Consider the following 14,625-nt stretch of genomic DNA (forward strand, 5'->3'; position numbering starts at 1 on the left):
TATTTACTTGCCGGGCATTTTTTTATTCTAAAAATAGAACACCAAGTTAAAGGCCTAACATGGCTTTTACAAGAAGTGCTGGTTAGCTCTTTTTCTTAGCGCACCTAGACAATCAAAACGACGGACGCTTCTTCAGCACTAAAGTTCAAGGTATTTTCGTCATCTTCTTCAGTGATGATTGCTTGCTTTAGTTGACCATTGTCATGATAGCTGTAGCGATGTTCTACTTCAGTTTCACCATAAACAATTTTACGGCAGATGGATAAACGATCGTCGGCATCAAAATGTCCTTCGAAATAGGTATTACGGTTACCCATACTTTCTTGTGAAATTTCGCCAACTAACTTTAAAGGTAATTTGATTCCGCTATAACTGGTATAAAAGCAAACCTTATCTGTCTCAGAATTCATGTTGTCACTCTTCCGACCCAAAACAACCCGAATAATCGACACAAACTTCACAGGAAGGTGCACGACATAAATATAAGCCTTCTGCTTCACATAGTTGTTTATACAGAAATTTTTTCCACTTCATGTCTTTGTTATTGCGCTCTGCCAGGTGCGGGAAATTATGCGCCAAAAAGGCTGACAAGTCTTTACGTTGCCAGAACCCGATATCCTGCCAAAGGTGATCACTGCCTAAACAGGCTGAAACCACTAAATCTATAATCCAGCCATTTTCTATATCTTTATTTGGACTAAAGAAAAGCAGTAATTGCACCAGATCTTCTTTTTCTAGCATACGGGCATAATCAAGTTTGCTACCGGATGGTGCAGACTCGGGAATAATAACATGAGGAAAATATGTTTCCTGCATTAATGCAAATTGTGCCGGCTCCAGTCCCAGGTAATCGGGCAATACACTTTTCCCTGTTAACCAGCTGGCAAGTATTTTTGCGAGCCATTGTCGATTGGGATTTGCATCCTGATCTGCTAACAGGGAGTCATAGATATGTTCCCGATTACCGTTTAAGAACTGAAGCACGGCGGTCATCGATTAATATTCGACGCGTAAATCTTCGTCGCGCACAATCATTTGGCAGGCAAGTCGCCATGGGCTAGGTAGATCATCAACAATCATTTGCTCCATTTCATCCTTGGTTAACTTGCCAATTGAGCGCAAAACAGTTTTCTCTTTTTCAGTCAGTGGGCCACCCATTAACGGCTTGTCTTTAGCCTCAATACTGGTGACTTTGACGACACAGGTACCGCACTCGCCATCTTGACATTCAAAGTTAATAGCAATCTTGTTTTCTCTTGCTATTTTAAGAATACTTTGAGTATGACTACCGGCAACGGCATATACTGTTTTATCTCGGTATTCAGGGTTGGTAAAGGTTACTAAAGCCATTTTTTCTTCCTCTAAGTTAATTGTCTAAGCGGGTTTTACTGAAATATCGCCGCCCAATACTTGTGCCTGGCAAGCCAGGCGGTTATGTTTTCCAGCCATATTTTCACGCAATACTTTATCTTCCAGCACTGATGGCTCAGATAAATTATCCCAGCCTTTAGTGACTTTCATGATGCATGTACCGCAATCACCTTCACGACAACCGTAAGTTATACCTGCTCCTACTTTCTCTGAAACTTCAATAACGCGGGTTCCCGCTGGGACAGATACAGTTACGTTAATATCTTCAAAGGTAACATTTGCTTTTGCCATGTGTGTACTCCAAGTTTTTGTTTATAAAAAAATCAAGATAAATCGGCAAAATCGATCACTTTTGGTTTACTTAAACCCATTAGCTCTTCTGCCAACTCACGCCCGAATTGTGTACAGTCTGCGAGCTCCTGTTCCGTAGGAATCAGCTTTACTCGCATACCTGTTATTGGGACTCGTAGTTTGAGTCCTCGTAAACGGTCTTCAACCAGCCTGACGGCTTCACCGGTCCATCCATAAGATCCGAAAACACCGCCCAGCTTGTTTTTTAAATTGACCACGGCTAATGAAGATAATAAATCCCAGACAGGTTTTACCGAATCACCATTAATGGTCGGTGTACCAAGTAACAGCGCATCTGCATCTTCGATCAGGTCAACAAAAGGCGAAACTTCTCCACCCTCCAGGTCATACAAGGACACACGAACACCTGCAATACTCATGGCTCCTTCATAGATAGCTTCAGCCATATGTCGGGTATTACCGTAAGAACTGATATAAAAAATCAACATCGATTTTTCATGTAGCAAGTTTTGAACACCTAAGGATGGCTGTGATAATTCTTGATAGCGATGCACATAGCGCATCGGTTGATCACGTAATATCGGTCCATGCGTGGGCGCAATTAAATCTGGCTGTAGTGGCTCTATCAAAGCCAAAGCACGAATCACATACTCTTTAAAGGGTCGCATAATATGCGCATAATAATATTCAAAAGAGAATCTGAAATCGCCTGCCTGATCGTTAAATAAGCGGGTATCGCAAAAATGACAACCAAACACATCACCGGAAAATAGCATTTTCTCTTCCAGTAAATATGTACATTGTGTATCTGGCCAATGCAGATAAGGGGTATGCAGAAATTCCAGGTTGCGGTCACCTAAAGAGACTTTGTCTCCCGTAAGAACAGCCGTAAAACTGAGTCCATCTCGCTTTAGCAATGCCTTCAGCATGGATTGTGCTTTTTGTGATATATACAACTGCGCCTGTGGTGCGCGTAACATTAATTCCGGCAATGCCCCGGTATGATCTGGCTCCAAATGGTTCAGTACGATGACTTTAATTTCCGAATAATCAGCAACTGATTCCAGGCGAGCAAAAAAGTCATCGGAAAAATTTTCCTTAACCGTGTCTATAATGGCAACACCCTCACTTCCTCGAATTAAATAAGAATTGTAAGTCGTACCATTTGCAGTTTTCAGAATAATATCAAAGCTACGTAGATCAGGATCGAAAGCCCCAATCCAATGCACACGCTCAGAGAGAGGAACGGCGATAGGCGTATTAGTCTCTGCTGAGATTGTCGCAATATTAGCCATGCTGACAATCCTTTAATTCTCTATTTGGGCAAGTTTCAAGGTCGCTTTGCACCTGACTCTCTATTAAGCCTATCCAGCTATCTACCTCTTGCTCATTGAAACCAGCACTTTTTTTACTGCCCACTTGCATTAATGGCCTGCGAATTAATAAAGGATCTGCTAACATCAGGCTAATAGCTTGTTCAGCATCAACAGTCTCTGGATTAAAAAGGCCTTGTTTAATGGCTGGCGCACTACGGTTAAACCATTGAGCCACTGATTTCCCAGTGAAAAATTCACGCAGCAGCTCAGTATTTGATGACCAATCTTCTGTTAACAAGTTTTTTGCGACAACAATATGCCCTGCTGCACGCAGTAACTTTTTTTGTCGGGCATTATTAATACAGCCCGGCTTTTCATAGAAGATTATTTGCGCCATGTCATTTACACCTTAATGCGCTTGTAACTCGGCCATCGCTTCGGCCATTTTTTCTGGCGGAATACCGGTTAAAGAACCGGGAGGATTGATTGCCTCGCCCAAGGCATTAAGTATTGCTCCCTCAATGGGGCAAATAGTTGCGCATTGCGGGTCGGCAAAATCTCCCTCACATTCGGTACATTTTTTACTATTAATTAAAAAATGCGGTTTCGCTTCATAAATGGCTTCACTAGGGCAGACAGGCTCACAAGCAAAACAATTCACACAGGACTCAATTATGGATAAAGACATAGGTCACTCCTAAGCATTAGCGCGTTTTTGTTGTGTAGTTTCATCGAGTTTTCCAGCTTCAGCCATTTCCAGATAAACAGCCATGACGGCTGCTTCAATATCTTCCATCGCATGCTCACCGTTAGGCTGTATACCAGCTGCTTCTAACTGTTCCCACGGCTCAAAACCAATTTTTGAACACAACACAACCTCACACCCTTCCAGAGTACGAATATTCTTTTCTAGCGCTGTTTCAGCTTCACCACAGGAATCATCACCACTACAATACAATTCAGTTTTACGATGACTTATAAAACGTGCGCCTTCAGACGAAGCTTCATAAATCAAAAACTCTTTGGCATGACCAAAATGCATATTAATAACACCTTGACCACTGGTTGCAACTGCCATCAATACAGGACGTGTATTCAGTTTTGGTAAGGCTATTGTATGTTCTTCCTTGGAAGCACGTTTTTCATTCATTTCCGCTTCAATCGCTTGATGAATGACTTTACGTTTAACCATCGCCGCTTGATAATCGATGTCCATATCTTCAATTTTATCCATGGTAAATTCATCACCACGATCCTCGCCTAACATACCTACTGCATCGGCACGACATTGACGGCAATGACGCATCATATTCATATCACCCGAACAAGAATCTTGTAGGGCTTGTAGTTCATCAGCCGTCGGGCCACGCTGTCCCATAACACCATAAAAAGTACCGTGCTCAGCTTCTGCAATCAAAGGCATTACATTGTGCAGGAAAGCGCCTTTTTCTTTAACTATACGGCTGACTTCAGCAAGATGTTGATCGTTAACGCCAGGAATCATAACTGAGTTAACTTTAACCAAAATACCTTTAGCAACCAGCATTTCCAGACCTTTTTGCTGTTGCTTAATCAATATTTTTGCTGCTTTTTTACCTTTTATTCGACGATTATTCCAATAGATCCAGGGATAAATTTTTGCGCCTACTTCAGGATCTACACAATTAATAGTAATCGTCACGTGATCAATATTATGTTTAGCAAGCTCTTCAACCGCATCAGGTAATGCCAGGCCATTGGTAGAAACACAAAGCTTAATATCCGGCGCATCTCGGCTAAGCGTTTGAAACGTTTCAAAGGTTCTTTCCAGGTTTGCTAACGGATCACCAGGACCGGCAATGCCTAAAACAGTCATTTGCGGAATATTGGCAGCAACCGCCATGGTTTTCTTAACCGCTTGCTGTGGTGATAGCAGCTCCGAAACTACGCCAGGACGAGATTCATTAGCACAGTCATATTTGCGATTACAATAATGACACTGAATATTACAAGCAGGAGCAACAGCCACGTGCATACGCGCAAAATAATGATGCGCATCTTCTGAATAACAAGGATGGTTTTGAACTTTTTCTCGTATTTCATCAGACAAATGATCTAATTGATCATCGGTTGAACCACATGATCCGGCTGAGCAGCCGCTTTCACCTTTGCTTTCTGGTTGGTCGTTAAGTACTGGCAGTTCCATAAATCACACCTCAAAATAGTTTAGATATATTGAGGATTTAGCACGGGCTATGCCAATTTGATTATTTATTGATATAACCTTGTTTTATAAGGATAAAATACCCATAAATGAAGTTTCACTTTATCTTTTGTCATAAACCTAACAATCAATTTGTGGGGCTTTGTGTCGATCGACACAATATAAACTTCCCTTTGTTTGATACTTACGCCTAACTTTGCTTGTTTCATTCAATATAATAATAGTTTGCACCCATAACGTACTGCTTATACACTATTAGGCTTGGCCCCTTAATTTGATTTTATATTTCATTCTATGGATAAAAATGAATTCCAACGGATCATCAAAGCACAAGATGACTTGATTCGAGATCTTGGTGTAGATGTTTGGATCGGTATGGAGTCGACCTTTACTCGACGCTTTATGGAGAAACCTGAATGGTTATCAGAGGCCTTGGGCCCGGAAAAATTAAAGTATGCTTATGCACTCCTTAATGCAGTGCATAAACGTCAGCCGGGAGGAGTCGTATTGCATACGCTTGGTAGACAATATGCCAGTGAGGACTTGCCTCGTTGGAGTATAGGTTATTTTCAAGCCAGAAATAGGCAATTTACCTGGGCAGGTCCACCTGACCCTAGCCTGATTGCAGATTCAAAAAAAAATGCCACTGCCAATCCCGAGGCTGTTGAAATCTTTTGGCAGTTACTGTTAAATGAGCTGCACCAGTCTCCCTGGCAATCAACTTGTTTTCAAGTGAACGATGATTTGGCCCATCGAATATTATTCCGCATTGATGGAAATCGGGTGGATTCTGACATCCAACAAAAGCCAAACCTGGCTTGTGCTTCTATTCATACTTACAAAATTCCCTTAGATGGTTTAATAGATGAACTAGCAAGCAACGGCGACTTGTTATTAAGTATAGGACTGCATTCTACCAACGGCGCTCACCATAACGGTACCTCTGTGGTGATTGAGCTTCCTGAAATGCCAGATATAAAATCATTTGTGCAGCTATTGGGCTACATTGCTCAAGCTGCTAAAAATGCTTCTCTTAAATCCCTCGTGATTCAAGGATTTCCACCACCGGTAGATGACACTGTGGCATGGGTCACCATTACCCCCGATCCGGCAGTCATAGAAATCAATCAGGCGCCCGCAGATAATTCTGCGACCTTTTATAAGTATTGTGATTTGTTTTATGCTTGCGCAGAAGAGGAAGGCCTCACCCCTTATCGGCTGCATTATAATGGTGTGATTTCAGATTCTGGCGGTGGCGGGCAATTTACTCTCGGTGGACCTAGTCCGCTAAGCAGTCCATTTTTCCGTTACCCACAATTATTGCCGAAACTGATTGCTTATCTCAATGATCATCCGGCCCTTTCCTACTGGTTTGCTCCTCCTTCAATTGGTAGTTCGAGTCAATCGCCACGCGCTGATGAGGGATTAGCCGATTCATTTAACGAATTGTCACTCGCCGTCGCACACTTAAATACCCAGAAAAATCTCTCACCGGAACTTATCTGGCGCAGTTTGAGCCCTTTTTTAGTCGATCCTTCCGGTAACTCACACCGCAGCGAATTGAATATCGAAAAACTCTGGAATCCTTATTTGCCTGGACGAGGATGTTTGGGTTTAGTCGAGTTTCGTGCCTTTAGCATGTCGCGTAGTCCTGAGTCTGCAACAGCTATCGCTGTGCTATTACGCAGTCTGGTCGCGATGTTAAGTCAACAAAATGAAGCCTCTGAACTAGTTCATCATAGTTCATTGCTACATGATAAATATGCCTTGCCTTTTTATCTGCAACAAGATTTTCAGACTGTATTCAGCGATTTAGAGAAATCTGGTTTACCTTTACATGATTCGATTAAGTCTTTACTCATAGAAGAACCTGTACGTCATATAGGTCAAACCGTGTTTAACGACTGCAAAATCGAATTACACCAGGCGTTGGAATTTTGGCCATTAGTCGGAGATGTCGCCTCTCAAGAGAATGGAGGCTCGCGTTTGATTGATGCCAGCACAACTCGCTTACAAATAACTTTGAGCCTGACGCCAGACAACCCTTTACAACTGAACGACTGGCATCTGTCGCTTGATGGTTATGCGATCCCTTTACGCCAGGAACAAACACAGGAAAGTCAGGTAAAAATCATCGGCTTACGCTATCGAAATTTTCAACCCGATATTGGTTTACATCCAGGTATTATTGCAAGAAGTGGCATTGTTTGTGTGCTTTCCCACCCGGATTTGCATCAAGCGCTGGAAATCACTTATCACGAATGGCACCCTGAAGGACTTGCTTACTCAGGCTTGCCAGAAAATATAGACGATGCAAAGCAACGCTGTCAGGAGCGTTTCACCACAAAGATTATCAGCTTTAAAAGCGAACAAAAAGCAAAAACCTTGCCCGTTTATGCAGCAACTGATTATTGTCTGGATCTGCGTCGTTTGCCTGTTCAGCCTGATACTGTATAAATGAAACTTTAGCTGACCATACAAGGAACGCCCTGAATAATGGGTATACAAAATATACTTTTTCAACTTTTTATGTAGATTCTACACCTTATGGCATCGCTTAAATTAACTGAGTTTTTTAATATTTACGATGTCATTTAATTGCATGAGTTACAAATTTTTGAATATCATCGTTACTAACCGGATTTAAAAAAGACGGTGTTAACCTGATGGGCGCAATAAGAATTCCCTTTTCAATCAGACGCGTTATCATGCCAAGATAGTCCAGGGATACTTTGCCGGTGAGTAAATTATTAAAATCCGGAGCCTGTTCATAAGCATTCAAAACCTGATGGAAGCCTTGTAGATAAAGATAATCCTTGGTGAAGCCACCTCCTCTGTATACTCGCGCAGTAATGGTAAATGCTTGATTATCATCAATATGATGCTGTTCTTTTAGAAACAAGAATGTCGTTCTGAAGTTTTTTTCTTTAATCATCGACTCAACGGCTAACACCCGCAGCGCAAGAATTTTTAACCTTTTTATAGTCATGCATCCGGCCAGATATTCACTCAATATAGCTAAGCCCTCCTGAGTCATAGTGTTGACCGGGCAACCTAGCGATAATATCTTTAATGGCTGGCTACGGGCATTTAATGTTGTCAGCAGATGCACACCTAACTCATGATGTGCTAAAGCCTGAGCTTCAATTTCACTTACTTGTGCAGAACTATTTATCTTGATTTTTAGTCCAGAAACCAAAGCATTAGCGATCATCGAACTGTTTAGTATTAATTCGTAATCGTAGCCTTCCTTATCCGCAAAGGCTTTTAGTACGCTTTCTATATAGCGGACATCCATCAACTGGCAGTTATCCGTTTCTGGTTCTTCCGGCAAATGCAATATAAAGTGGGCATTGCGCAGATCTTTAACTGATGGTTCGCCGTAATATCGCAATGAGTCGTAGAGAAACTCACTGCTACCTATGGATTTAAACTGGTCTATCTTATCAACATAGGAATCAACAACATCTAGATATAACCTTGCCAGGTCCTCATCTTGTATTTCATCTAATGGCAAATTAAACAGATCCCTTTTTAATTTGTAGGAATTAATCAGGTTTTCTCTGTACAGAAATTTTGGCTCAATAGAATACAAGCCTTCAAAGAAGTTTTGTTTTTGCTCTAAATAATTTAATGGACTGACAGCCTCTAAAATATCAATGCCACTCACCAAAGCATGTAAGCTGTTATCAAGGTTCTGCATAAAAACACTTTGCGAAAAAGGCAAGGTGGTGGAATAGTCTGGCTCACTCATGACTGACGCCTCATTTATTTATTACAAAAAAAACCTCGCCAAAAATCATTCCAGCGAGGCTTTTGATTAAATTGAGTTAGTATTACTTATTTAATGAACAGCATTTCCTGATACTTAGGTAAAGGCCATAGATCGTCTGCAACTTCAACCTCTAAAGTATCTGCGTGTACTCGAACGTCATCCATTATGCCACGAATATCATTGGCACAAAATTGCATATGCTCTTCAATCGAGGCAAAATCATGTTTTTGTATTGCTGTACTCAGTTTTGCAACAGCAGCCATCATAGCATTGCTTTCTACTGCGACTTTTTCGGCTACTGAGCTATCTAACTCTATGCCCATCTCAGTCATTTTAGAATTAACGGTTGCTAGTTCAGAAAGATAATTCATAGCTGCCGGGTAAATCATCGTTTTAGCCATATCTACGACTAGTTTTGCTTCTACTTGAATACTCAGGATATATTGCTCTGCATAGACGTCATAGCGACTTTTTAGTTCGACAGGTGACAAAACTCCAGTGCTGGCAAAAAGTTGTTTGACAGGCTCCTCAAGTAGTTCCGGCAGTGCATCCGCAGTATTTGGGATATTCTTTAAGCCGCGCTCTTTTACCGCCATTTCATGCCATTCTGAAGAATATCCATCACCGCCGAAAACAACATTTCCATAGGTTTCCATAAGCTCTTTCAGCACAGCAATCGATGCGCCAGCTTTATCACTTCCTTTAGCAAATTCAGCTTCCAGTTTATCAGCAATCCAGTTAAGCGAATCTGCCAGCATGGTATTCATGGCGACAAGAGGCCCTGATACAGATTGTGAAGAGCCTACTGCCCGAAATTCAAAGCGATTTCCGGTAAATGCAAAAGGAGACGTTCTGTTCCTGTCACCTGGATCACGCTCAAACTTGAGGATCTGAGATAGTCCAAGATCCATCAACCCCCCCTTTGCAGAAGTCGCTATTTTGCCGTCTTTAATGTCCTGAAAAACTTTTTCCAATTGATCACCAAGATAAACAGACAAAATAGCAGGCGGCGCTTCGTTAGCACCTAAGCGATGATCATTGGATGCCGAGGCAATAACGGCACGTAATAAGGGGCCAAATTTCTCAACACCGCGAATAACAGCACCACAGAATAATAAGAAGTTTAAGTTATCATGCGGAGTATCGCCCGGGTCTAGCAGATTTCCCTGTGTCGCGTTACCTACAGACCAGTTAACATGCTTACCGGAGCCATTGATTCCAGCAAACGGTTTTTCATGTAGAAGGCAAAGAAAACCATGTTTTTTAGCTACTTTTTTCATCAAGGTCATCATTAATTGCTGATGATCTGCTGCGATATTAGCAGATTCGAAATATGGTGCTATTTCGAATTGCCCTGGCGCGACTTCGTTATGGTGCGTTTTAGCAGGAATGCCTAATTTATAGAGCTTATCTTCAAACTCCTGCATGAACACTTGCACACGCATAGGAATAGAACCGAAATAATGGTCATCAAACTCCTGACCTTTTGCTGGTGGGGCGCCAAATAGAGTACGACCCGCAAGCAGCAAATCAGGTCGGCTATTGGCAAAGTTACTGTCCACTAAAAAATATTCTTGCTCAGCACCACAGCTCGAGTTTAACGTAGCAATCTCTGTTTCACCCATTAAAGAAAGCACTTTCTGAGCTGCTTTGTTCATGGCATGGTTAGAACGTAACAAGGGGATTTTTTTATCCAGTGCTTCACCAGTCCAGGACATGAAGACACTGGGGATCATCAAGGTTGAACCATTATCTGTCTGCATAATATAGGCAGGACTGGTTGGATCCCATGCGGTATATCCGCGTGCTGCATTAGTGGTGCGAATACTTCCATTAGGAAATGAAGAACCATCCGGTTCGCCTTTGATTAATAGGCTACCTGTAAACTCAGTAATCGCGTTGCCATCAGCATCGCTAACAATGAAACCATCATGTTTTTCAGCCGTGATATTAGTCATTGGGAAAAAAATATGCGAGTAAAACTTAACATTTTTAGTTAATGCCCACTCTTTCATTGCAGCCGCAACCATATCAGCAACAGCTGGATCGAGCTCTACACCAGTTTGTACTGTTTTCTTGACTGCCTTAAAAGCATTTTTAGAAAGCGACTCTTCCATTTTTGCTAAATTAAAGACATCACTTGCCCAAATCTTACTTAATGGCTCTGGTGTATCTACAGCGATAGTTTCACGATTAGTAATTTGATAAATAGTTTGTAGCCGAGATGCATTTCCACTCATTTTTTATTCCTCAATATTAGGTTATAAAAAATATAACGAGCAATAAACACACCATTTTATATAAATAATCTATAGCCTTAACTCTATGCATGAAAGCCTTACTGTATAAGACTTATAACTGAATTAAGGAAAAATTATTTGGGGAAATCATAAGATTTAATGAACCATTATTGTGCATAATGCAAAAATACAGGGCATAAATGAAATATTAAGTCAATACCCGGTATTTTATGTGTGTTGAGATTTCCTCTGTTTTTATCAATTAGATTTACTATCCATTCCCCTAAATACTGAACAACGCTTAAAGACATCCAGCGAAGGCTGTACCTGTTTTTGTGCACAAAACTTGGCAGCGAGTTTTGCCAGTCCTTTGATTTCTCGCCCGGTTGCCCGGGAAAAAATATCCGCCAAATCTGCAATTAATTGAGCCTCAACGTTAAGCTCGAATTGTTTTGTCATCACCTGCCATATTTTCATTCGGTCTTCACGGTGTGGTGGATGATAGCTAATCATCGCAATACAACGAGAAATAATCGCTTCATCGATATCATCAATGCGATTTGTAGTTAAAAATAACAAGCCGTTAAAATATTCCAGGACGCGCAAAAACACACCAACTACCGCATTTGAAGACAAACTATCACTACGCCGCCGAATGTACACATCGGCTTCATCGATTAACATCACTGCACCCCAACGTTGCGCACGAATCAAAGTTTCTTGTAATGCTTTTTCCATTTCGGCAACATTCAAGCCTAGCTGCCCCGAATGCACCCGATATAAAGGTCGTTTTATAATTTCTGAGTACACTTCAGCGGTTAATGTTTTACCCACCCCTGCTGGCCCCGCGCATAATAACGTTGTCCCCCCTGATTTACCTTCGACTATATCGTCCATTAACACATCCATTTCTGCGGTTAAAATGTCAATCAAGTCAATTTGCTCAGGTGGAAGAACCAGTTTATCTTTCAGTTCGGGTTGATATTGATAGGGCTTTAGTTCATCAACATGAACCCAGACATGATGATGCAACTCCAGATGGAACATTAATATGTAGCCATGTACCGGCAGTTCAGTAAATAAATCTTTAGGGATTGTTTCTTTGGTCTCTTCTGCCTGTTTTTCTATCTTGCTATCATAACGGTTACTTTTACCTGCCCTGCGCAAAAAACCACCTAATATGTCTCCCGAGGCATCCAGTGCTAAAACACGATCACTGATAATATTTTCATCATTAACCACTCGTGTACTACCGCCACTGGATGAAAGTACCACAACATTTTTTCGAGTCCAGTCGCTGCTACGGTGGCTAGCGGTTGGATCTTCGGCATAAATACCTGTACCCTTCGCTGAAAACTGCTCACCATAGCGCGCACGCCAATCAAAATAGAGTTCTATACTTTCATTGTAATGGGCGACTAATTCAGGTGTCTCCCTTAAATAGCCTTTCATAAGCAAGATTTCACTGATGGATTGCTGCTCTATATCTTTACGCCGCAGAATAATATTTTCTATGGCAATTTTACCGCGTGAATTGGCTTTTAATTCAATCAGGATTCTGCCTGATTCTTCCTCTCCGGGTGGCGTATAATCAAGTCGAGTAATCAAATAAGCCATGATTTTGCCAGAGGCCATCACCCTAAACAACCAACCTTTCTGAGCACCATTAATCAAGTATTGAGCAATGTCTGGAACCAGCAACTCTAAATCATCGCTTGAATATTTTTGCTCATCATCGTTCATTGCTTTTTTCAAGGTAGAAATCATTGCTGCCTGATTCTGCTTTCCTGATCCAGCTTGCTGATAAAGATTTTGCAAATAACTTAATTCTGAATTCGATAAATGATTAAATGGAATTTCTACTTTATTACCGAAACGTAATTGCTCCCTGAGTTTAATCAACCCCGGAAACTCTGTTAATAGCGCATTAACATACGTTTTTTCAATCTGCAGTTTCATTGCTTACAGCCTCGTTCTAAATATTAATAACGACAGGATGGTGCGGTACGAAGCGCATCACGTGAGCGGTTCTTGATAGGGATTTTTTAGCAAGGCCATCACTCTATCCAACTCCGTAAAATCCCCTTTTTCAGCAGACTGGACGACCCTATTCAATATACTTTCACGCAATATATAAGCTGGATTTATCTGATTCATAGCCTTCCTACGCACTTTGTTGGGCCTCCTTTCCACGGCTAATCGTTCCTGATAACGATGCAACCAGCTTTGCAATAAATCCATATCAGCAATATCTGGAAACAAATCCTGACTTTTACAGCCTGTTTCAAATTGAGCAAGATTCCTAAAGAAGTCAGTATAATCAGCGTGTGTATGCGTTAAAACGGTAAGTAAACTGTTGATAAACTCCCTATCACCATCAAGCTGAGTGTACAGCCCTAATTTCTCACGCATAATCTGCAAATACAGCTGTTGATAGGTTTGTCGATACAAGCGCAGTAAGCCGGCGGGTATGGTTGGCGTAGCTAATAAGGAACTTACTGCCTGGGCTAATGCCAAACAATTCCATCGCCCAATATCCGCTTGTTGATCAAATTGATATCGGTTTTGGTCGTCAGAGGGGTTTGGCGAAAAAGCCGGATCATACGCCTCCATAAAACCAAAAGGACCTAAATCCAGGGTTTCTCCACTCAAGGTCATATTATCGGTATTCATCACGCCGTGTGTGAAGCCCACGCTTTGCCACGAAGCAAGCAGTCGTGCTGTACGCATAATCACGATTTCCAGAAATTTCAGCGGTCGCTGTGCTGGCACTTCATTAAGTAATTCAGGAAAATGCTGCTCCAGCACAAAATTAAATAATTCCCGAACAGCGCCGAAATCTTCTAGGTGATGAAAATACTCAAAGTGACCAAAACGCAAATGAGACCTGGCTATTCTCACCAAAATAGCCGCCGTGCCCGATCCTATTTCAGTACGACTTCCCAATAGGCATAAAGCTCGGGTACAAGGAATACCAATCCCTGATAGAGCTTCGCTCGCCAGATATTCACGCAGCGCATCACTCAACAAATAACGTCCATTTAAAGTCCGCGAAAAAGGCGTTAACCCCGCGCCTTTTAGCTGGATTTCGTATTTATCGCCTTTAAATCCCAGCACTTCACCCAGCAAAATAGTGCGACCATCGCCCAGCTTTGAAGTAAAAATGCCGAACTGATGGCCGGCATAAACAGTGGCAATAGGCGATAATTGCGCGGCTATTTCATCGCCATTAAAATAGCGCAAGTTGCTATCACTGTTTAATTGTTCGGCACTTAATCTGAATAACTGCGCGACTTGCTCATTGCAATGTACAAAATACGGATCAGCTAGCGGCGTTGGTGCGACATATTGATAAAAAGCTTCCGACTGCTGTAGCCAGCTATTCGTCCGGATCATATTTTTCATAGT

The 14,625-nt window shown here is 41.7% G+C and carries 13 protein-coding genes; 1 reads left to right on the top strand and 12 read right to left on the bottom strand.

Annotated elements, in window-relative coordinates; translation table 11 throughout:
• Positions 1 to 104: 104 nt before the first annotated feature.
• Genes AU255_RS15520 through nifB form a run of 8 tightly spaced genes read right to left on the bottom strand, consistent with a single transcriptional unit; the run spans position 105 to position 5,184 of the window.
• On the bottom strand, positions 105 to 410 hold the full coding sequence (locus tag AU255_RS15520; RefSeq protein ID WP_080523836.1) for a DUF6156 family protein: 306 nt from the start codon (positions 408 to 410) through the stop codon (positions 105 to 107).
• A 4-nt stretch (positions 411 to 414) separates the two neighbouring features.
• Complete coding sequence (locus AU255_RS15525; protein ID WP_080523837.1) at positions 415 to 993, bottom strand: nitrogen fixation protein NifQ; 579 nt, start codon at positions 991 to 993, stop codon at positions 415 to 417.
• Positions 994 to 996: 3 nt separating this feature from the next.
• The gene (locus AU255_RS15530) at positions 997 to 1,350 is read right to left on the bottom strand and encodes a 2Fe-2S iron-sulfur cluster-binding protein (RefSeq protein WP_080523838.1); all 354 of its coding nucleotides are present in this window, start codon (positions 1,348 to 1,350) and stop codon (positions 997 to 999) included.
• 24 nt (positions 1,351 to 1,374) lie between these two features.
• Positions 1,375 to 1,662 (bottom strand): 2Fe-2S iron-sulfur cluster-binding protein, encoded by a 288-nt coding sequence (locus AU255_RS15535; protein WP_080523839.1) that lies wholly within the window; start codon positions 1,660 to 1,662, stop codon positions 1,375 to 1,377.
• A 32-nt stretch (positions 1,663 to 1,694) separates the two neighbouring features.
• Positions 1,695 to 2,978, bottom strand: coding sequence for an FprA family A-type flavoprotein (locus tag AU255_RS15540; protein WP_080523840.1), 1,284 nt, complete (start codon positions 2,976 to 2,978; stop codon positions 1,695 to 1,697).
• Complete coding sequence (locus AU255_RS15545; RefSeq protein WP_080523841.1) at positions 2,971 to 3,396, bottom strand: ArsC/Spx/MgsR family protein; 426 nt, start codon at positions 3,394 to 3,396, stop codon at positions 2,971 to 2,973. Before AU255_RS15545 ends, AU255_RS15540 begins: the two co-directional genes overlap by 8 nt.
• 12 nt (positions 3,397 to 3,408) lie before the next feature.
• Positions 3,409 to 3,687 carry a 4Fe-4S dicluster domain-containing protein gene (locus AU255_RS15550; protein ID WP_080523842.1) on the bottom strand — a complete coding sequence of 93 codons (279 nt, stop codon included), beginning with the start codon at positions 3,685 to 3,687 and terminating at the stop codon, positions 3,409 to 3,411.
• Between the two features lie 9 nt (positions 3,688 to 3,696).
• Positions 3,697 to 5,184: a nitrogenase cofactor biosynthesis protein NifB gene (nifB, locus tag AU255_RS15555; RefSeq protein ID WP_080523843.1), complete on the bottom strand. Its 1,488-nt coding sequence runs from the start codon at positions 5,182 to 5,184 to the stop codon at positions 3,697 to 3,699.
• A gap of 312 nt (positions 5,185 to 5,496) precedes the next feature.
• Here nifB and AU255_RS15560 point away from each other — a divergent pair, with 312 nt between their 5' ends.
• Positions 5,497 to 7,659, top strand: coding sequence for a transglutaminase family protein (locus tag AU255_RS15560; RefSeq protein WP_080523844.1), 2,163 nt, complete (start codon positions 5,497 to 5,499; stop codon positions 7,657 to 7,659).
• A 133-nt stretch (positions 7,660 to 7,792) separates the two neighbouring features.
• Here the strand turns inward: AU255_RS15560 and AU255_RS15565 are convergent, their stop codons facing one another.
• The 4 genes from AU255_RS15565 to AU255_RS15580 form a co-directional block, all read right to left on the bottom strand.
• Positions 7,793 to 8,956: a flavohemoglobin expression-modulating QEGLA motif protein gene (locus AU255_RS15565; RefSeq protein ID WP_080523845.1), complete on the bottom strand. Its 1,164-nt coding sequence runs from the start codon at positions 8,954 to 8,956 to the stop codon at positions 7,793 to 7,795.
• A gap of 86 nt (positions 8,957 to 9,042) precedes the next feature.
• Positions 9,043 to 11,217, bottom strand: a complete 2,175-nt coding sequence (locus AU255_RS15570) for a glutamine synthetase III family protein (RefSeq protein ID WP_080523846.1) — start codon at positions 11,215 to 11,217, stop codon at positions 9,043 to 9,045.
• Between the two features lie 258 nt (positions 11,218 to 11,475).
• Positions 11,476 to 13,176, bottom strand: coding sequence for an ATP-binding protein (locus AU255_RS15575; RefSeq protein WP_080523847.1), 1,701 nt, complete (start codon positions 13,174 to 13,176; stop codon positions 11,476 to 11,478).
• A gap of 57 nt (positions 13,177 to 13,233) precedes the next feature.
• Positions 13,234 to 14,622: a protein adenylyltransferase SelO gene (locus AU255_RS15580; protein WP_080523848.1), complete on the bottom strand. Its 1,389-nt coding sequence runs from the start codon at positions 14,620 to 14,622 to the stop codon at positions 13,234 to 13,236.
• Positions 14,623 to 14,625 lie beyond the last annotated feature (3 nt).

This window comes from Methyloprofundus sedimenti (genome assembly GCF_002072955.1).
GTDB classification, from domain to species: domain Bacteria; phylum Pseudomonadota; class Gammaproteobacteria; order Methylococcales; family Methylomonadaceae; genus Methyloprofundus; species Methyloprofundus sedimenti.

Excerpts from the sequence above, each read along its gene's own strand:
- AU255_RS15520 (WP_080523836.1), bottom strand. The coding sequence starts at position 410 with ATGAATTCTGAGACAGATAAGGTTTGCTTTTATACCAGTTATAGCGGA.
- AU255_RS15525 (WP_080523837.1), bottom strand. The coding sequence starts at position 993 with ATGACCGCCGTGCTTCAGTTCTTAAACGGTAATCGGGAACATATCTAT.
- AU255_RS15530 (WP_080523838.1), bottom strand. The coding sequence starts at position 1,350 with ATGGCTTTAGTAACCTTTACCAACCCTGAATACCGAGATAAAACAGTA.
- AU255_RS15535 (WP_080523839.1), bottom strand. The coding sequence starts at position 1,662 with ATGGCAAAAGCAAATGTTACCTTTGAAGATATTAACGTAACTGTATCT.
- AU255_RS15540 (WP_080523840.1), bottom strand. The coding sequence starts at position 2,978 with ATGGCTAATATTGCGACAATCTCAGCAGAGACTAATACGCCTATCGCC.
- AU255_RS15545 (WP_080523841.1), bottom strand. The coding sequence starts at position 3,396 with ATGGCGCAAATAATCTTCTATGAAAAGCCGGGCTGTATTAATAATGCC.
- AU255_RS15550 (WP_080523842.1), bottom strand. The coding sequence starts at position 3,687 with ATGTCTTTATCCATAATTGAGTCCTGTGTGAATTGTTTTGCTTGTGAG.
- nifB (WP_080523843.1), bottom strand. The coding sequence starts at position 5,184 with ATGGAACTGCCAGTACTTAACGACCAACCAGAAAGCAAAGGTGAAAGC.
- AU255_RS15560 (WP_080523844.1), top strand. The coding sequence starts at position 5,497 with ATGGATAAAAATGAATTCCAACGGATCATCAAAGCACAAGATGACTTG.
- AU255_RS15565 (WP_080523845.1), bottom strand. The coding sequence starts at position 8,956 with ATGAGTGAGCCAGACTATTCCACCACCTTGCCTTTTTCGCAAAGTGTT.
- AU255_RS15570 (WP_080523846.1), bottom strand. The coding sequence starts at position 11,217 with ATGAGTGGAAATGCATCTCGGCTACAAACTATTTATCAAATTACTAAT.
- AU255_RS15575 (WP_080523847.1), bottom strand. The coding sequence starts at position 13,176 with ATGAAACTGCAGATTGAAAAAACGTATGTTAATGCGCTATTAACAGAG.
- AU255_RS15580 (WP_080523848.1), bottom strand. The coding sequence starts at position 14,622 with ATGAAAAATATGATCCGGACGAATAGCTGGCTACAGCAGTCGGAAGCT.